At 54.9% G+C, this 18302-nt stretch carries 13 protein-coding genes; 4 read left to right on the top strand and 9 right to left on the bottom strand.

Annotated features, from left to right (window positions below):
- Nucleotides 1-342: 342 nt before the first annotated feature.
- Nucleotides 343-1785, bottom strand: a complete 1443-nt coding sequence (locus VN12_RS15440) for a DUF1501 domain-containing protein (protein ID WP_146677672.1) — start codon at nucleotides 1783-1785, stop codon at nucleotides 343-345.
- Between the two features lie 8 nt (nucleotides 1786-1793).
- Nucleotides 1794-4841, bottom strand: a complete 3048-nt coding sequence (locus tag VN12_RS15435; protein ID WP_146677671.1) for a PSD1 and planctomycete cytochrome C domain-containing protein — start codon at nucleotides 4839-4841, stop codon at nucleotides 1794-1796.
- A 210-nt stretch (nucleotides 4842-5051) separates the two neighbouring features.
- Between VN12_RS15435 and VN12_RS15430 the strand changes: the two genes are divergently transcribed.
- Entirely contained in the window at nucleotides 5052-6473 is a 1422-nt protein-coding gene (locus VN12_RS15430) for a N,N-dimethylformamidase beta subunit family domain-containing protein (RefSeq protein ID WP_205855060.1), read from the top strand.
- A 27-nt stretch (nucleotides 6474-6500) separates the two neighbouring features.
- Here the strand turns inward: VN12_RS15430 and VN12_RS15425 are convergent, their stop codons facing one another.
- The 5 genes from VN12_RS15425 to VN12_RS15405 form a co-directional block, all read right to left on the bottom strand.
- A complete protein-coding gene (locus VN12_RS15425; protein ID WP_146677670.1) occupies nucleotides 6501-7778 on the bottom strand; it encodes a hypothetical protein in 1278 nt (425 codons plus the stop codon).
- A gap of 14 nt (nucleotides 7779-7792) precedes the next feature.
- Complete coding sequence (locus VN12_RS15420; protein ID WP_146677669.1) at nucleotides 7793-8734, bottom strand: GGDEF domain-containing protein; 942 nt, start codon at nucleotides 8732-8734, stop codon at nucleotides 7793-7795.
- A complete protein-coding gene (locus VN12_RS15415) occupies nucleotides 8731-10002 on the bottom strand; it encodes a serine/threonine protein kinase (protein ID WP_168164445.1) in 1272 nt (423 codons plus the stop codon). The genes VN12_RS15420 and VN12_RS15415 overlap by 4 nt, the downstream gene beginning before the upstream one ends.
- Before the next feature lie 130 nt (nucleotides 10003-10132).
- Nucleotides 10133-11314 carry a glycosyltransferase family 4 protein gene (locus tag VN12_RS15410; RefSeq protein ID WP_146677667.1) on the bottom strand — a complete coding sequence of 394 codons (1182 nt, stop codon included), beginning with the start codon at nucleotides 11312-11314 and terminating at the stop codon, nucleotides 10133-10135.
- Complete coding sequence (locus VN12_RS15405; RefSeq protein ID WP_256388144.1) at nucleotides 11311-12186, bottom strand: DMT family transporter; 876 nt, start codon at nucleotides 12184-12186, stop codon at nucleotides 11311-11313. Before VN12_RS15405 ends, VN12_RS15410 begins: the two co-directional genes overlap by 4 nt.
- 266 nt (nucleotides 12187-12452) lie before the next feature.
- Between VN12_RS15405 and VN12_RS15400 the strand changes: the two genes are divergently transcribed.
- The 3 genes from VN12_RS15400 to VN12_RS15390 all read left to right on the top strand — a co-directional run bounded on the left by VN12_RS15400 (nucleotide 12453) and on the right by VN12_RS15390 (nucleotide 14470).
- A complete protein-coding gene (locus VN12_RS15400; protein WP_146677665.1) occupies nucleotides 12453-12989 on the top strand; it encodes a MaoC family dehydratase in 537 nt (178 codons plus the stop codon).
- A 4-nt stretch (nucleotides 12990-12993) separates the two neighbouring features.
- The gene (locus VN12_RS15395) at nucleotides 12994-13788 is read left to right on the top strand and encodes a M90 family metallopeptidase (protein ID WP_146677664.1); all 795 of its coding nucleotides are present in this window, start codon (nucleotides 12994-12996) and stop codon (nucleotides 13786-13788) included.
- Between the two features lie 202 nt (nucleotides 13789-13990).
- Nucleotides 13991-14470 carry a hypothetical protein gene (locus VN12_RS15390; protein WP_146677663.1) on the top strand — a complete coding sequence of 160 codons (480 nt, stop codon included), beginning with the start codon at nucleotides 13991-13993 and terminating at the stop codon, nucleotides 14468-14470.
- 304 nt (nucleotides 14471-14774) lie between these two features.
- Here VN12_RS15390 and VN12_RS15385 read toward each other — a convergent pair whose 3' ends face one another.
- Both VN12_RS15385 and VN12_RS15380 read right to left on the bottom strand, forming a co-directional pair.
- Nucleotides 14775-15230 (bottom strand): hypothetical protein, encoded by a 456-nt coding sequence (locus VN12_RS15385; RefSeq protein ID WP_146677662.1) that lies wholly within the window; start codon nucleotides 15228-15230, stop codon nucleotides 14775-14777.
- 246 nt (nucleotides 15231-15476) lie between these two features.
- Nucleotides 15477-18299, bottom strand: coding sequence for a VWA domain-containing protein (locus VN12_RS15380; protein WP_146677661.1), 2823 nt, complete (start codon nucleotides 18297-18299; stop codon nucleotides 15477-15479).
- Nucleotides 18300-18302: the final 3 nt, after the last annotated feature.

The following is an 18302-nucleotide window of genomic DNA, read 5'->3' as shown; positions in this document are numbered from 1 at the left end:
CGACCGGTCAAGCGATTGTATCATTCCGTATCGGTCGACACGCCGCACACGAGAAATGTTGCAACCGGATTGGGGAATGAAGATGTGGCGCGTTGCCGCGGTTCGCGTTTGTAGCGTCCATCGGCTGGGTTCTGGTGGTCTAAGAACCACTGAACACACGGAACACACGGAAAGATGGCTACACAAATTCGATGCTCCCTTTCCGTGTATTCCGTGTCGTCCGTGGTTAAAAACCCCACGCGACTCGGGCGGCCGTCCTTTACGAGCGAAAATGAGGAAGTTGCATTGGTCGCTTGCACGAGCCCTAACAAGCTCCAGTACTTCATTAGCTGGGATGAGGAACTACGCCAGGATGCCGTTTACGACGGTACCATGCACGTCAGTTAATCGATAGTCGCGGCCTTGAAAGCGGTAGATCAATTTGGTGTGGTCGAATCCCAGCAAATGAAGCAACGTGGCATTGAGATCATGCACATGCACCGGGTTTTCGGCGACATTGAAACCAAGCTCATCCGTCGTTCCATACACACACCCCGGCTTGATCCCGCCCCCTGCTAACCACATGCTAAAGGAACGATTATGGTGGTCCCGACCATCGTTTCCTCCTTGTACCATCGGCGTTCTCCCAAACTCCCCTCCCCAAATAACAATCGTGTCCTCGAGCAACCCTCGATCCTTGAGATCCTGCACCAAGGCCGCGCTGGCTTGATCTGTCTCGAGCGAGTTTTGCTTCACCCCGGCCGTTAGCCCACCATGCTGATCCCAAGCCTCGTGAAACAATTGAACAAATCGTACCCCACGCTCGATCAAGCGACGTGCGAGCAAACAGTTGCGCGCGAAATTCGCTTTGGACGTATCCTTGATGCCATAACGCTCCAAAGTCGCGGCCGATTCACTCTGCAGGTCCATCAACTCGGGTGCACTCGTCTGCAATCGATATGCCAGCTCGTAGCTCTGTATGCGAGCCTCCACTTCGGGATCACCAAACTGCTGATGGGCTAACTGATTCAGTTGCTGCATCGCATCGAGCGAAGCACGCTGCGTCTCTTGGTCAATGCCCTTCGGGTTGGACAAAAAGAGCACGGGGTCTCCGGCGTTTCGCAACGGGATGCCACCATATACGGTCGGTAAAAACCCGCAGCCATAGTTGCTGGCACCACCGCTTGTTCCTTTCGCACTCGTCAGCACCACGAATCCCGGCAGATCCTTCGACTCGCTCCCCAGTCCATACAGGGTCCAAGCACCGAAGCTGGGGCGGCCGAATTGCTGCGAGCCGGTGTTCATCATGATCTGCGCCGGGGCATGATTCACGGCATCGGTTTGCATGGAACGAATCAAACAAATATCGTCCGCGATCTTCGCGGTGTGAGGCAAAACCTCGCTCAGCTCCATCCCGCATTTACCATGTTTGGAAAACGAGAATTTGGGACCAAGCAACGCTGAATTTGGATTGATAAACGCAGCCCGGTACCCCTTCAACAAATCAGCAGGTGGAAGCTGGCCATTTCGCTTGGCAAGCTCCGGTTTGTAATCGAACATATCCAAATGGCTTGGAGCGCCCGCTTGGAAGATATAGATCACACGTTTTGCCTTCGGCGCAAAATGGGGCGCGCGAGGAGCCAAGGGATCCGTGGCTGCTCCCGGAGACGGGCTCGCCGAGGCGGGTTCACCCATCAGCAGACTGGAAGCTGCGATCCCTCCCAAACCGACGCCACATTCCTGGAGAAACCATCGGCGCCGAAGCCACTTGGCATGGGCATCGTGTATCGATTCGTTGCTGGTCATGCTGGAGCCTAATTCTTCGTAATGGTTTCATCGAGGTTGAGAAGGACCCGGCTAACGACAGTCCAAGCCGCGGCATCTTGAGGCGTTGTGTTCGGTGGAAGTGCGGGAGCGACACCCGCATCTCCCGTCGCGATTTCTTTTGCGTTCACCCACCCTTCGGCCAATCGCTTTCGTTGGGATTCCAATAATTGCTCGATGACGCGAGACTCGTCGCTCGACGGAAGACGCGAAATGCAAAGTAGGAAAGCGCGTTCGATTCTTTGACGATCGTTCTCACCACCCTCGCGAAGAATTCGCAAGGCAAGCGCTCTGGCCGCTTCCACAAAAATGGTTTCATTTAGCCCTGTGAGTGCCGCCAAAGGTGTATTGGATCGAACACGCCGAGCGCAGGACAAGTCCCCATTGGGCGCGTCGAACGTCGATGCGACCGGATCCGGCATGGACCGCTTGCGGAATCCATACACCGTGCGTCGATATCGCTCCGGTCCCTCCGCCGCCTTCCAATAGCTCGGGTACGTGTAGTTGTAATCCAGGACGCTTTGGGGCACGGGTGGTATCACGCTCGGACCTCCCATCTTGTGATGGATCAATCCCGATACACTGAGTGCAATATCTCGTACCACTTCCGCCTCCGCCCGAAATCGGGGCCCTCGAGCAAGCCATCGATTGCGTGGATCATCTTCTCGCAAAGATCCCGCCCCCTTGGAGGATCGCTGGTACGTTTCGCTCAAGACCATCTGGCGAATCAATTTCTTATGGCTCCAGCCTTGTTCCATGAAATCGACAGCCAGCCAATCAAGGAGATCGCGATATTCCGGTAAAGGAGCACGCACTCCAAAGTCATCGGGGGTCTCCAACAACCCTTCCCCAAACAAGGCCTGCCATACTCGGTTGACCGCGACGCGGGCTGCAAACGGCGACTCGGGCGCAACAAGCCACTTGGCAAAGCCCAATCGATTGTTCGGCTCTCCCTTCGGCAATGGATGGAATGCGGCAGGTACATGGGGCTCGATCGGTACAGTCGGCTGATCCCAATTGCCACGATCCAATATCTTGGTGATCCTTGGATCGCGAGACGGGCGCTCGTGCAGATGGAGAATCGACGTGGCCGCGACCGGGAACTTCTTCCAAAGAGCTTCCACTTCCCCGAGTAGTTCGCCCCACTCCGGAACCGATTTGGCCCAAGCGCGAAAGACAACCGACTTTTCCGCATCGCTCCAATCTCGATCCTGCACTCCCATCGCCAATTGTGCAGCATAATCAATCGGTGCAACCGTTGGTTCCAATGCATCGGTAAAACTCCAACGGCAGCAGCCCACCATGTCGGACATGCGCATCGCAATCTTGATCTCCGTCCCGGCAGTCAACTCGATCGGGGTCTCCAATCGCATCACCGCCACCGAGGGTTGATTACGTCTGCCGACTCCTCGGTCCGCCGTCCAAGTGGTGTCATCGGTGCCATCGACCAAATAAGTCACGGGGCCCGTCGCCTTCTTTCCATCCGCACTCTTCTGTTCCTCATTGGAAAAATCGGCAACAGGCTGAACGAGTTTGTGCTTGACCCACTCCTTTCCATCCGCCCCCTTGGTGAAGAGTTCGATTTCGTGGATGCCCCATGTCCCAAGCTTGCTCCGCCCTGGTCCCGTATGGGGGAAATCGAAATGGGTGAGAAGCTCGATTCGCAATCCCGTTATCTTTTGAGCCTCAGGCTTGGACACGAAGAAAATATCGCCGCTCGTATGCCCCTTCATCAAGATCGAGTGATCGGGTTCTTGGGTGGGATGGTTCAATCCGCTTATGCTCTCCAATTGATGAAAGCTGGGGAAACTCCATTTCGCCTGCTTCGAGACCCATTCCTCGCGCCACCGCCCCAGTTCTGTTTGCCAATCAGGGTGCTTTTCCCGAACTTTTGCGTCGATCTCGTTTAGCTTCTGTTCGATATTCGCAATTTCTTTTTGCTGATCGTCAGTGTAGACCCACGACTGAGCCTCGTAGGAATTGTTCAAGTAAGCGAACATTCCAAAGTACTCGTGGTGCGTAATCGGATCGAACTTGTGCGTATGGCATTGGGCGCACTGAGTGGTTAATCCCAGCACCGCTTTTCCAACGCAGTCGATACGATCGAACATTTCCACCATGCGGAATTGTTCGGGGACGATCGCCCCCTCTTCGTTGATCATGCTATTGCGCAAGAACCCGGTGGCGATCATCTGGGATTGCGTTGCATTTGGAAGCAGATCACCAGCGATCTGTTCGATCACAAAGCGGTCGTAGGGCATGTCGTGATTAAAGGCATCGATGACCCAATCGCGATACATCCACTGATCGCGTTGCAAATCCTTTTCGTATCCATTGGTGTCGGAGTATCTCGCCAAATCCAACCACAATCGCCCCCACTTCTCCCCAAAGCGATCGCTCTGCAAAAGAGCGTCCACGGTCGATTCCAGAGGCTCGCCGACAGCCGTTGCCAACTCTTCGGGGCTAGGAGGAAGCCCGATGAGATCCAGATAGACGCGGCGTACCAATTCCTCTTTCGAAGCTTTCGGAGTGGAGATCCAGTTCTTCGATCGGAGCTGGTGATTCACAAAGGAATCGACGGGACCCTCGTCTGGTTTACCGGGTAAAGGCTTTTTGGTGGGCGGGGTAAAGGACCAATGGGTATCGTAGGCTGCCCCCTGGCGAATCCACTCCTTCAACTTGGCTACCCCTTCCGGCCCAACCGGTTTCTTCTCGCTCGGGGGTGGCATGACTTCGTCCGGATCCGTGGACAAGATGCGTCGCAAAATTTCGCTCTGGTCAACATCTGCCAGCGCGATCGCATGTTTCCCGGAATCTCCTCCCCGCAAGGCATCTTCGCGGCGATCGAGACGCAATCCACCTTGCCGAGATCCTTCATCCACTCCATGGCAATGGGTGCAATGTTCAGCTAGGAGAGGTGCAATGTCCTTTTGGTAGTCAACCTCCGCGGCCCCTACATCTTGGCCCACGGTTCGGTCCCAGCAGCACAAGAACAAGACGAAAACAAATCGGAGGGAACGGGTATTCGAACCAAACATGGCCTGGATTCATTCTGCGGGGGGAGGCGAGGAAGGCATCGTTATCCTAATAGACGTGGGGGTTCGAGGCAATCTTTTCGGGTCCGAAACCGTCGGCAGCGAGGCCCTACTGCACGGATCCGACATTCGACAGGTACAATCTGTCGAAGCCCGAATGCCCGCCGCTCCTACCCTCCCCATAAACTCCCTCTCCGAATGAAGGTCCTCGCCATGCTCTATCGCCGTAGAATGCTCTCTCTATTCGCAGGCGCTTTCGCGCTGCAGGCTTCATTCGCTCCGTATCTTGTTGCCGATCAAGCCGAGCCGCGAACGCCTTATCTCTTCGCCTATCCTGATTCCCTGAGCGTGAAGCCCGGGGAAAGCATTTCGTTGCACCTTTCCTCGAGCGAGCCCACGTCCAAGCTGACGGTTCATCGCCTGGGAGCCACCGACGAACTCGTGCAGAGCGTGGAGGGGATCGCGATGCAGCGACGCCCTATTCCCGATCGCGCGTCCTCCCACGGATGTGGCTGGCCAGCCTCCCACTCGCTCACCATTCCGCAAGACTGGCGATCGGGCTATTACCGCGTTACGTTTGCAGCCCCCAACGCTCAAACGCCAGACAAACCCATCCAAACGACTTGCTTCTTCGTCGTGCGAGCTGCTCAACCGGGCACGACGAGCAAGATTCTTCTGCAGTTTGCGACCAATACCTACAACGCCTATACCAACTGGGGCGGGCATAGTTTATACGCCTATCACGACCGCGACGGTCTTCAAGGACATCGCGTTTCCTTTTCTCGCCCCATTCAGTCTCAGTTCGAGAACTGGGAAGGCCCGTTTGTTCGTTGGGCCGAAACAAATGGATACACCTTGGAATTCGCTACCAACGCGGATCTTGAATTCCATCCCGAGATGCTGGAACACTACAAACTGGTTTTAAGCGTGGGGCATGATGAATACTGGTCGTCCCCGATGCGCGACCACCTCGAGGCATTCATCGGGAAAGGCGGAAATGTCGCATTCTTCAGCGGCAATACTTGCTGCTGGCAAGTCCGAAGCGAAGAGGATGGCAAAGCGTTGACTTGCTGGAAGCAGTGGTACAACGTGGACCCGCACTATCGCACCGACAAAGAACGATTGCTTAGCACCCTATGGAGTCATCACTTAGTGCAACGCCCGGAGAACCAGCTCACCGGTGTTGGCTTTCTATGGGGCGGCTATCACAAGAGCCACGGGCAATGGATGGACGGTCCTGCTTCGTATGAAGTCCACCGACCGGATCACTGGCTATTTGCGGGAACAGGTTTGGCCAGAGGATCGCGATTCGGTGGCAAAGACACGATCGTCGGTTACGAATGCGACGGCTGCGAAATGGAATGGCGTGATGGCCTCCCGTTTCCTACCGGAAGCGACGGCACCCCGAAAGACTTCACCATTCTCGGAACCTGTCCCGCTACTTGGGCGCCCGACGATGCGTTCTGGTATGACCGGTTTCCGAAAGATCGTGTGGGGGCCGCCGTGCTAGGCACCTACACGCGCGGCGGAACGGTCGTAACCACAGGAAGCACCGATTGGGCGCACGGGCTCAAGGGCAAGGACCCCACCGTCGAGCAGATCACGAAGAATGTACTCGACCGACTCGGCAAATGATCCGCAATCGTTAATTCGATCTAGACTTTATTCTTCGTCGTCTTCTTCGAAATCCTCATTCGAATCTTCTTCTTCCGACGCCATCTCTTCGTCCGCGGTGGTGTCGCTCGCTTCGGTGTCCGTGGATGTGAAATCGATGGCTAGGAATTCTTCCTGGCCTCGATAGGGAATGGGGAGAATCCCAATCTTTCGTGCATCTCCAACATGAATCACGCGATAGTCCATATCCGACTCAAACTGCTTCGCATGATCCAGAATATGCTTTGTCCCAACCTCCAAGGCTTGAACGAAACTCGGCCATGAATATTCGTCTTGGCAGTCTTCCGCTACCGCATTCTCAAGACCTTCGGGTACTTCCTCCGGCCAATCCAACGATTCGCCCATCAAGGTCGTTTCCAATCCCAACAACTTCGATCGAGCGGGATCGAGATAGACTCCGACATAGCAGTGCCCCGGAACGAGAATGAGCACTGCGTCGATATCGATCTTTCGAAGCATCGACACCATCAAGACCGAACCATCGACACAATTCGCTTGCTGATTATTAATCGTTTGCTCGAGCAGGCGAATGTTTTGACTGGCCACTTCGTCCGATTCGGCAACTGTCGTTGTGACGCTGCTGTATCGAACATCCCGAGCGACGAGCAGATCCCATACCGCGTATGTTTGCCGGATGACCTCATCCTCCGAGATCTGGTAGCCCGTGAATTTATCCACAACTCCGATATCCAATGCTTCTCGCAGCAGTTTATCGAGAAATGGATGCTGCTCATTCACATAGGCGGCAATGGTAGGACTGGTATCCAATCCTTCCTCTCCGGCCGCGACCCGGATCGGACAGTCGTTGACAGACCGAAAGGTGAGTGTGGAGGATTGCTCTTCGGCAATGGAATCACCGAGTTTGACGGTGAAGGTGACGGTTGCTGGAGTTGCTTGATCGCATTGGCTCAATCGGTCAAAACGATACTTGATCTTCGGAAAAACCGAGTAGGCCTCCCCCTTGTTCGGCAGAACGCCAATGTAGTGACTTGTTTGCATAAAGTCCTCGCATTCAATGGTCACCTGGATGGGCGTATTGTTGCGAGGTGCGGTCACCTCGACCCCAAGCAAACCGTTGGGATCGCCCAAGTGATCGTCGCCGATTTCGAAGATGGCGGTTCTGGATGCTGCAGAGGCGATTAGGTAGGAAGGAAAGAGTTGAGAATCCCATCCGGCAATCGCCGTAAAGTCGGCGTGCAGTTTTCCATGCAGACCGAGTCCAACCAAGCAGGCCAGAGCAAGCGAACAGACATATCTCTTCATCATTTCACCGGGGAGACTTAAATAGATTCTTGAATAGAAGTTTGGAAGCGGACTGGGGATGGTGCAGCGCTACGCACACAGACCTGATCGCGGCCATTTTCTTTGGCGCGATAAAGCTGTTCGTCCGCTTGCTGAATAAGGGTTGCAGAGTCACACGTATCGACAGAGTGATAGCAAGCGACTCCGATACTGACGGTGACAGGAATCTCAATCGATTCAAAATCAACAGGAGTTGCCGCGACGGCAGCTCGGATACGTTCCCCGACTGCAGCTGCCTGCTCTTCATCGGCGGGTACACAAAGAAGCGCAAACTCTTCGCCTCCATAGCGAGCGAGTATTTCGCCAGATCGCAGTACAGACCGCGCGCGTCGGGCGAACTCGCACAGAACCCGATCTCCCGCAAGATGTCCGTGTTGATCATTGATGGATTTGAAACGGTCCAGATCGAGGAGGAGCAATGCAAAGGACTGGAGGCCTCGTTGCGATTGTTGTAATTCTCGTTCAAGGGAGTCGAGAAAGAATCGACGGTTGTAAACTTGAGTCAGCGCATCGGTTGTCATCATCTTGTAGATAACCTCGTGATACTGCAGCTCGAAGCCTTCTTCCGTAACCAACTTGAAGATCTGATTGCCGAATCGAATACGATCTCCAGCCTCCAAGGACTTGGATCCATGAACGCGTTGCTCATTGACGAAGACGCCATTGGTACTATCCAAATCATCGACGCAGATCATCGGACCTTCGTATCGCAATCTCGCATGGCGCCGAGAAACCGAGTCATCCAGGAGTTTCAAGTCGCAGGCGTCATCTCGCCCGATGATGAGTCCCGCGCTGGGAATCTCCGATGGCTTTTCCATCCACTCCATGGGGTGGATCTTGACGAGCAAGCCTTTGCAGTTTGCACCTGCTGGAAGAGGCATTGCAAACGTGTTCGAAATGCGAGTGGACAAAAGGCTCATTCCGATGACTCCTGCAACGAAGTATGGGGTAACCCCGACCAAGTGGATTTCGACGAGTGCGGATTCATTTTGACGCTTCGAACTTGGCTACGAACCGTTTGAACACCGCCCTCAGATCGGTTTTCGTGCGAAGTTGGCTGTTCCACGGTTTCCACTTCCGATGAGTTAGTGGAGACCAAATCAGGAGCCGATTGCTGCGCCTTTGACTCGACAACACTTAGCGGGGAGCCCATGGATGCGAATGCGACAACCGCGAGACCGACGAGACCGATTGCGGCCGTCAGCAGTCCGGCAATGCGATATCGACCCGCGATGCGATAATGACTCATACCGTGAGGGATACTCATCGGCTTCGATAGGGATTCGATTCGTCGTGCCAGTTCGGCTGCGGACGAGGGGCGATTCTCAGGTTGTTTGGAAACCATCGTGTGTAGCAATTCGAGCATGCCCGCCGGCAGGCGTTTCGATTCTGGGGAATCCAACCAGGGAGGCGTATCGGCCATATGCCCCTTCAGCTTTGGCATGAACCCAGGATACTGGGCGTCCGCATACGGAGGCTTGCCAGACAGCAGATAGATCCAGACGCATCCCAGGCTATAAATATCGCAGGCTGCCGTGACACTATTCGGTGCAGTCGCTTGTTCTGGTGCCAGATAGTCGACGGTACCCAAGAATTGACCGTTTTGTGTTGAGCTTATATCGGAATGAGACAGGCGAACGATTCCAAAGTCGATGAGCTTGATGAGAGTCTGCTGAACAAGGAATAGATTCGACGGCTTCACATCGCGATGAATGAGTCCTTGCTGATGGGCTGCTTGCAATCCCAATGCCGCTTGACGGATCCATTCCATCGCTGTGCCTGGTTCAACGGGTCCGAATTGTTCGATGTAGCGATGAAGGTCCAGGCCATCGAGCCATTCAGTTACCAGGTAGCGATCGCCAAGCCACTGGCCGGCGTCGAGGGCGCGTAGAACATTGGGGTGATCGATTTGAGCGACGGATCGATACTCCCGTTCGAATCGTAGGGCCGCGTCTGATGATCTCTCGTCATCTTGCTTCAAGAACTTGATCGCGACTCGTCGATCGAGATGGCGATGATGGGCTTCGTAGACCGTACCCATGCCACCGCCCCCGATCTTTTGGAGGATCGAGAGGTTCCCGATGATGGCTCCCACCTTCGGATCATTAGGATCTCCGGATCGGGGAAGCGACGGATCCTCCAGAACCCTGACGGGCGTTAGGCATCGAGTGGAGGATGTGGGGAGCATCGACGGAGGTTCCGGACAAAACATGCACGCATGCCCCCCGACGGGGAAGCAACGGCATACCGTAGGTCAAACTCCGAGAATGATGCGTGGAGATGCAAAGCAAGTCGCAGCGATTACGCCCTAGATCCTGTCAACCTCTACGGGTTATACCGGTTGCGCCAGCAAGGACGCGTTGGTAGAGCTCTCGAATGGATCGGGTCATCGATTCATGGCGAAATTGCTCCGTAAATCGCATTCTCCCTTCCTCGCCAAATGCTTTGCGATCCGATGGGGATAACCCTAGCGCACGCATAGCGTCTGCGAGCTGATTGATGTCCTTGGGCGCAGTGAGGTATCCAGTGATACCTGACAAGACCACCTCACGAGCACCGTCGATATTGAAACTGATCACCGGTTTTCCCGACAACAACGCTTGCGGCAGGGCGCGTGCTAAGCCTTCGCGAAGCGAGGCGTGAACCAGGACATCCATCGCGCTGATCAATGCCGGGATCTCGGCGGGTGAAACGAGCCCGGTGAAAACAAATCGATCTCGCAGTCCGGCCGCTTCGATTTGGGATTCGAGCTGCGCGCGGAGCAAACCATCTCCTACGAACAAGAACTTGGCATGGGGCAATTGGTCTCCAATACGCCGGGCCGCCTCGATGACATACTGATGGCCCTTCAAGTGGAACAATCTCGCAATCTTGCCGAACACGATGTCTTCGCTTGCGAACCCCAATCGCTTTCGCGTATCGTCTCGACAGGAGCCGGAGGTCAAGAAAGGCTCCACATCCATCCCACTGTAGATCGTCGTGAACTGGCTTCGATCAGCGACCTTGGCGTCGACCATCAAGTCGGTCATGGCATCGGCGACGGAGATCATATGGTGGCAGCGTTTGGCTGCCCATCGTTCGCAAGCGATGAAAAACTTGCGTGCGAGCACGCTTTGGTAGGGATGGAACGGGGCCCCGTGCACCGTATGGACTACGCACGGAACACGGAGTTGCCAAGCCGCTGCGCGACCGAGCAATCCCCCCTTGGCACTATGCGTGTGGACGACGTCGGGACGCCACGATTGAATGCTCCGTTTCAGAGCTTGATAGGCCCTCCAATCGTGGTAGGGGTGGATGGCGCGGAGGAGCGATGGGCTTGTTTCGATTTCCACTCCGGTAACATCCGACCGGGAAAGCAATTCCCCTTCAGAACCGAGTGACGGTCCTGTAAGCAAACGCACTTGATCACCATGGTGGCGGGCCAAGTCCAGACAGTTGAAGAGCGTGTTCTCTTGTGCCCCCCCAACGATCATGCGCGTGATGATATGCAATACTCTCATGCAGTCGCGCTCCGCGCCGGTTTGCGAATGGTTACATAGCGAGTGATGAGCCCCAGGAGGATAAACCCGGCCCCCACCCAAGTCCACCAACCGGGCGGAACGTAATCAGGATCCCCGAATCGAGTCCAGTGCACCCAGATGGGAAGCAGGATCGGCTCCAACAAGGTGATGAGTGCCGCGATATGACTCGGAGTGGATTTCAGACCGTGCGCAAACAGATAGTAGGGAAGTCCCAATTGAAAGATGCCCAACGCCGCGAGGACGAGCCATAACGATCCGGTCGGCAACGAGGATCCAAACCAGATCACAAACGGGGCGACCACGAGTGCCGTCACGATATGATTGACTGCGATCAGCCAAGCTGGATCTTCCTTGGGCATGGAACGTATGCTGAGGATAACGCCAGCATACGTCACTCCCGACAGGACCGCTAATAGCGAGGTCCACCAGGGATAAGTCTTCTGTCCTGCGGTGGGGAGATTCTCCATCACAAGGATGAACACGACCCCTGCGGTACAAAAACCGAGCATGATCCAATCGCGCAGCACAGGCCGATCTCCAAAGATCCAGATCGCTCCCAATACCACCCAACTGGGAGCCAAGTTCTGAAGCCAAATCGTGTTGGCAGGTGAGCCGACAACAACTGCGGTCAGGAAGGTCAGATTCATAGCCGCAAAGCAGAATGCCATCGGAATCATCCTCGCGTTCCAACTGACGCGTCGCGCGAGCGGTAGAAGCAGGCAAAGGGCAAATACAGCTCGCCAAAAAGCGATGGCTAAACCTCGCGTTTCTTGCGGCCAAACCTTCAACTGCGGGACTTGTGTGAAGAATCCGCTCAAACTCCAGAGGAAGGCTGCAGCGACGACAAGCAGCAGTCCACCCCATCGCGGAGCACTGGTTTTGCTATCAGTAATCGAGTTGATCCTGTCATCTCCTAGGGGCCCGTGCTGTTCCCGTTATTTTGGTCATCATGGACCGTATTTTGCACAATCTACGGAAACTTCACGGATTGTAAGGGATCTAATACTTTTAGCTAGGATTTCCTTTCTATCGATTCCTTTTCCGGGGTTGCGAAAATGGCGAGCCCCACTGACAATTCGATACATCGGAGATTCGGGCTGCACGGTCAAGGATTGCTATGAAAGAAACAATGCCTCTCGGGTTTGAAGATCTGCACCTAGGCGATCGATGGATTAGCGCTGATCGCGTTATCCATGAAGAGGATATCCAGCAGTTCGCTGACCTGACCGGCGACCAAGATCCGCTTCACACCGACCCGGTCTTCGCAGCCAACGGTCCCTTTGGAAAGCCGATCGCCCACGGGCTCCTTGGCATCTCGTTCTTGGCAGGCCTAAGCTCTAAAGCCCCATCGGTTCAGACCAGCGCGTTTGTCGGCATCCGCTCCTGGTCGTTCACCAAACCGGTTTACGCTGGCGATCGCGTCCATGTCATCACCGAAATCATCGACCTAAAGCCGCACGGCAGACGGCATGGCGAAGTCCACTGGTACAGGCAACTGATCAACCAAGACGGACAAAAGGTGCAAGAGGGGATCCTCGTGACCTTGGTCTCTCGACGCGCTCCCTTGTCGCTACAACGGCACCGCATCGGAGAACTGAGCCAGTCGCAGCCGGCCTCTACCGAACCCGTGCTGCCCGAGTCGGTTCATCTCTAATTCCATGGTATTCCAATGGCTTTTTGGTGGGCGTCGTCGCATCACGCAGGCACCTATCACCCAAGATGAGAGGGAGCTTCTCCGGCATTCCCTTTGGCAATCTCATTACCTCCCCGATGGGTCGCGAAGCAAACTGATTCGTTGGTGCCGTGTCTTCATCCAGGAAAAAAATTGGGAAGGGTGCAATGGGCTCGCCGTTACCCCTGAAATCCAATGGGGCATCGCATCCGCAGCCGGCTTGATGGTGCTCCATTACGATGGCTGGTTCTTCGATCGCACTCAGACAGTACTGGTCTACCCAGCACCCTATGTCGCGAGGGAAGAGGGGCATTCAAGCTTACTGAACACCACGATCCCGGCCATCATGGGTGAGTTTCCGAGAGCCGGTCAGACGATCTACCGCGGGCCTGTCGTAGTCAATTGGCAAGATATTCAAAGCGACCGTAGCAGCGGCGACAGCGGCGATCACTTGGTGATACACGAATTCGCCCATCAAATCGATTTGATCAACAGTCCCTTCGCTGACGGATTGCCTCCCCTCCCCGAGGAGATCGACGAAGATCGCTGGCGCAAACAGATGACTAGCGAATTCAATGAGGCTCGCCGACTCGTCGAGCGCGGATACGAAGTGCTCATCGATGATTACGGTCTAACGTCGGAGAGCGAATTTTTTGCGGTTGCGAGCGAGCACTATTTTCAGATGCCTCACGAAATGGCCAAGTACCATCCTGGCGTCTACGAATTGCTCCAACAATTCTATCGAATTGATCTTCGCGAATTCGTCCCCATCGACAACTAAACACAAATCGCGATCTGTTGAACGAACTATCGATAGAACCATCGACGCAGTCAGCAGATCATTCTCTCCATCGCATCGCGCTAGGTGTCCACATCCTCGGATAGAATCAACATCTGCTTATCTCGCCCGAATAGGGCCTTGCAGACGCCATCGGTTGCAATGACTGCACAATCGTGCCCCAATCAAAAGAGCAAGATGACCAATGATGGATAGATATATAGGGATCGCACTCTTTGTTTTTTCACGGTCACCGTCCATCGCATGCGGCCAAGACAACGGAGCCCGACAATCGCATCCGGATAAGTTAATCGTCAGGTTTACGGATCCGATCCCAAAGAGCTTGGTCGTAAGAGTCCAAGATCATTCGATGATGGATGTTCCCTTCGACAAAAGTGTCTTGCCCCCCAATTCAGCATTTGCCGTAGAGATTCCATTCCCAACGACGATCGTTCTCTCGGAAGAGCTGCTGCGATTGCCCTCAAGGGAAGTGGTTGGAGGCGCATTGGTTTTGGCGACAACTGCCCACGAACGAATGAGAAGGCAGGAAATGCTCGAGACGGTGGCGATGCAACGTGTCGCAGATAGTATCGGACGTCCCCAAGGGATGGAGGTTCGATTCGAGCTATCGCCAGCCCACCCTGACGGAAAGGTTAGAGTTCAGGTGAGAGCTGCTTCCAAATGAAGTAACCTGAGATTACTTCACATCCAACCAGAAGTCTGGCGTCAAGAAGGCGAGACATGGGTGCTGGAGGAGGCTGGAGCGCTGGCGTCCATGTCGCTTTAATCGCTACCAGGTGAGATCGACCGTTCCACCGGTCCACCTAACTCCATCATGTCGAATCGATTTGTTTCCCAATTCCCTGAATCGAGGACGACCTATCGATATCGACAACGATCAGCGTCTCAAGCATTGACTGTTCCGAAACTCCCATCTGCCGAGCGGGGAGCTAATACCCCCCGCAATCTCTCACTCCTTAGATTCCGCTTTATCGTCCGATGTAAAGCGAAAACCCTCGGTTGCTTCCTCCGCCCCAAGATGCTCCTGGTGGATAGCCACCTACTCCGTACCCACCCCAAGGTAACGACGGAGAGACGCGATAGGAGCGATAACTGTAGGGATAGGTGTAGCTGTTACCACCGTAGCTGGGGCGGTAAGAGTAATAGCCGTAGTTGGGGCGATACGAATAATACCCGTAGCTGGGCGTCACAACGCTCGGACGGTAGGAACGGTAACTTGTACCGTAATAGGCGCGCGGCCCCGAGTAATATCCGAGACGACTACGACCTTGATATCCTCCCGCTTCCGCGGTGGATGCCCCCACTGCTATCACCGAGCTTGCCACCACAGCAGCCAATCCCAATCGTCTGGTCCATTTGGTAAACATGTTCTTACCCACCTTTAAAACGGTTCCATTATGCGACTCGTCACGCGATCGCCGCATTTCGTTTACATCCCTTTGCGTGCACCCAGACTCAACTACAAATACCATGCCAAACACAGAATTTTGTCCGTTTTTTGGAGAATGGTTCAAGTTCTAAGCAGTTGAAGAACAGGAAAGGCCATCGAGGGCGCGTTGACCTACGATTCGATCCACCCCTCATCCTGTCGGTGGTGGATCAACTAGCACTCGTGTTCCCCGTGAGTGCTGTCATTTTGAGTCCAGTCGGTATCAATCTGAAAAGTTCGACTACGCGAGCTTGCTCATCCGGCGAATAAGCCACTCGAAAGACAAGCATCCGATGATCCAAGCCATGAGGATCCCCATCCAGCGTTGTTGAAAATCTCGATCGGGTGTCCCGGGCAAGAAATTGGTTTGGTCTCGCGATTCGATCGATTCTACAAGCCCTTTTTCGCCGACTGTCGCGGCTCCATTCAAGCCATCCACGCCAATCCAATATTTGCCTCCGGTTCGACTGGCAAGCTCCGTCAGAACCGGGTCGTTTCGTTGGGGTCGTTGGATCTCGATCGCCGGTACGCGCACGGTGAGTTGCTGCGTTAAAAGAACTTGTTCGGCCAAACCTCCCACGGGCAGTTGCACCTCGTAATTGCCTGTGGTCTTTACGAAAAACTGTCCGATATAGACGCCCGGCTGCGAAGGATCGGGGATGGGTGCCAAGGGCAATGGGGTGGACCTTCCGCTCGGGTCGATCAGCCGAGCGTTGGCTTCCGGTATCACCAGTGGCTGGAACTGCGCATCGCGGAGAACCGCCCGTACCATCACTTGCTCCCCGACAATCGCTTGTTCCTTGTCCAGCAATAAGATGCCTCGATCGGAGTCTCGCAGCAAGCGGCCTTGCGCGGCCCAGCGAACGAGTTTCGTGTAGTAGGTGTCGAAGTATTCTTCGCCAAGATCTCGCAACCGCCAAAACTCACCACTTCCTTGAAAGGAAACGCGGCCAGCCCCATAGAACTGCGTCGCCAAGTAAATAGGCAGGGTACCATTGACCGAAGTTTCAGGGTCGGAGAAGTTCGCGATGGGAGTTGCCCCCGGCTTGGGTTCGTAGCAAGCATAGTAGCTGTAGACGCCTGCGAAATCCTCCCAAGCTTTCTTGCTTGTCTCCAACGTTTTGCCGATCTGCATGAAGTCGCTTTGAATCGCATCACTGGTCAGTTGAAGCGGCCAAGCTGTTTCGGATTCAAACCGTCCCATCGATACCATCCGAGCTCCACGCGAATCCAAAATGACGGGAGCCAAATTGCGGATGACCTCTGCCTTGGGATTACCGTTCCCCGCTGCCCCGGCCCATTTCGGGGTCGCTACCGAACCAGCGATCAAAGCGAGACCGCCCGCCTGCTCGCTCACCCATTTCTCGAGCACATCGATCTGCTCCTTGTCGAGATCCATCCAAGCGGCATCGAATGCGATCACGCAATCGTATTGGCTCATTTCCGCGCGCGTTCGAGGAAACTCAGTTAGAAGCTTTTGGGACTCTTGCGAAACACCTGGTCCACCCGTTTGCAAATAGACGTGCGACTGCATGGTCGGGTCGCGATAAAGGAGATTTCGGACGAATTGGTACTCACGCGTGGGTCCACCCGCTATTACGAGCACGGTAGCCTTAGGCTCGACGACGCGCACCTCTCGCTCCATGGCATTGTCGAGGGGATTGGTGTCCTGAGACGCAGGAACGGCTTTGACTTCGTAAATCCAGGGCCCCACTTCGCGAGGCATGACATCGAAGACCACACTCGTAATTGCATCATCTCCTCCCAACGTGACCACGCGTTCCTCGTCGATGGTCATGGTATTGGACTGCTGTCCACCCGCGCGACGCCGAAGCTGCAGCGAGACCTGTTTGCCTTCCAATCCGGAGGCTTGCACGAGCGCGTTGAGTCGGAAGCGATCTCCCGGAAAGACCCGCTTTGGGCTTTCGACATCCAAGACCCGAACGTTGACCGGATTCTTGTCGGTTCCCAACCCGATAGTGTGGATTGGAATTCCTTGCACAGCCGCCTCTGCGACGGTGGTGAGCGGGTCCAGTCCCGCATTGCTTCGGCCATCGGTGAGCAGAACAATCGCCGCCAATGGCGAGCCGCGTTCTTGCTCAAGGACCGCATGGATGGCATCGCCGACCCTCGACTCGGATCCGGTGGCAGCCAGAACCGACTCCCAAGCGACTTGCTCCGGTGCAGTAGGTTGTAATTCGCCGGCGAGCTGGCCATCCTTCGATCCTGCTTGAGGTTGCTCCGGGGAAGCTTTTTCGACACCCTCCAAGATTGGCGGTTGCGAACTCCATAGCGATTGCCACGGGATACCATCCGCTCGGAGAATAGACGTCGAGATCAAAACGAATCCCGCGATGCATCCGATCAATGCGCCCATGAGAATATAAGGAATTGCAGGGGTGCTATTGCCTCGGACACGAACCACGAGACTCACTAACAGAACCGCAGCCGACACACCGAGTAGCAATGTCCCTCCCCACGCTGCCCAACGAACCGATTGCCATACGGCGAGTCGATTGTCGACACTACCTTGGTCCGTCGGCCTGGGCTTCAAGAAATTTGCGACCGCGGTAGGGCGAGTGCTTTGGTCGAATCGATAAACGGCGACATCGTGCTTCTGCTGAAACTGCTTCAAAATGGGATCATCCCGAAATAGTTTCTGAACGGCCGCGATTCGACTCGCAGCCGGATCGATGATTTCCGCCCCCCCTTCGCGTTCCTGCTGAGGCATCGTCATGCTGAGCGAAGTGTCGACGAGTACAGCCAGTTTGGATGCACGCGTAATCTGCTTTTCCGTTCGCTTCTGCAGATCGAAAAAGAAGACCAGAATCCCGATAATCGCGAGTATTCGAAGTGCTAAAAGCGACCAGCCAATACCCTTGGGTAGCTCCTTCCAGTCGCGGCGATACCAAAACACCACGTAGCTAAAAATCAACAAAAGAATGCACCCGAGTCCAAACCAATGGATCCACTGGTCCATTTGTTCGACGCGCATCCACTGGTAGAAGACGCGAGAGTCTTCTTGAGCTATCAACCAAGGAAACACGGGATCAACGAGGTGCATGCG

This window comes from Pirellula sp. SH-Sr6A, from assembly GCF_001610875.1.
GTDB lineage: Bacteria > Planctomycetota > Planctomycetia > Pirellulales > Pirellulaceae > JBKCUI01.
Note: the sequence above shows the minus strand (reverse complement) of the source record. Positions and strands in the feature narration are given on the sequence as shown.

What these genes read in the sequence shown, in the direction of transcription:
- VN12_RS15400 (WP_146677665.1), top strand. Translation starts at nt 12,453, where the DNA reads ATGAAAGAAACAATGCCTCTCGGGTTTGAAGATCTGCACCTAGGCGAT.
- VN12_RS15435 (WP_146677671.1), bottom strand. Translation starts at nt 4,841, where the DNA reads ATGTTTGGTTCGAATACCCGTTCCCTCCGATTTGTTTTCGTCTTGTTC.
- VN12_RS15440 (WP_146677672.1), bottom strand. Translation starts at nt 1,785, where the DNA reads ATGACCAGCAACGAATCGATACACGATGCCCATGCCAAGTGGCTTCGG.
- VN12_RS15410 (WP_146677667.1), bottom strand. Translation starts at nt 11,314, where the DNA reads ATGAGAGTATTGCATATCATCACGCGCATGATCGTTGGGGGGGCACAA.
- VN12_RS15430 (WP_205855060.1), top strand. Translation starts at nt 5,052, where the DNA reads ATGCTCTATCGCCGTAGAATGCTCTCTCTATTCGCAGGCGCTTTCGCG.
- VN12_RS15425 (WP_146677670.1), bottom strand. Translation starts at nt 7,778, where the DNA reads ATGATGAAGAGATATGTCTGTTCGCTTGCTCTGGCCTGCTTGGTTGGA.
- VN12_RS15385 (WP_146677662.1), bottom strand. Translation starts at nt 15,230, where the DNA reads ATGCGGCGATCGCGTGACGAGTCGCATAATGGAACCGTTTTAAAGGTG.
- VN12_RS15395 (WP_146677664.1), top strand. Translation starts at nt 12,994, where the DNA reads ATGGTATTCCAATGGCTTTTTGGTGGGCGTCGTCGCATCACGCAGGCA.
- VN12_RS15380 (WP_146677661.1), bottom strand. Translation starts at nt 18,299, where the DNA reads ATGCACCTCGTTGATCCCGTGTTTCCTTGGTTGATAGCTCAAGAAGAC.
- VN12_RS15420 (WP_146677669.1), bottom strand. Translation starts at nt 8,734, where the DNA reads ATGAGCCTTTTGTCCACTCGCATTTCGAACACGTTTGCAATGCCTCTT.
- VN12_RS15390 (WP_146677663.1), top strand. Translation starts at nt 13,991, where the DNA reads ATGATGGATAGATATATAGGGATCGCACTCTTTGTTTTTTCACGGTCA.
- VN12_RS15415 (WP_168164445.1), bottom strand. Translation starts at nt 10,002, where the DNA reads ATGCTCCCCACATCCTCCACTCGATGCCTAACGCCCGTCAGGGTTCTG.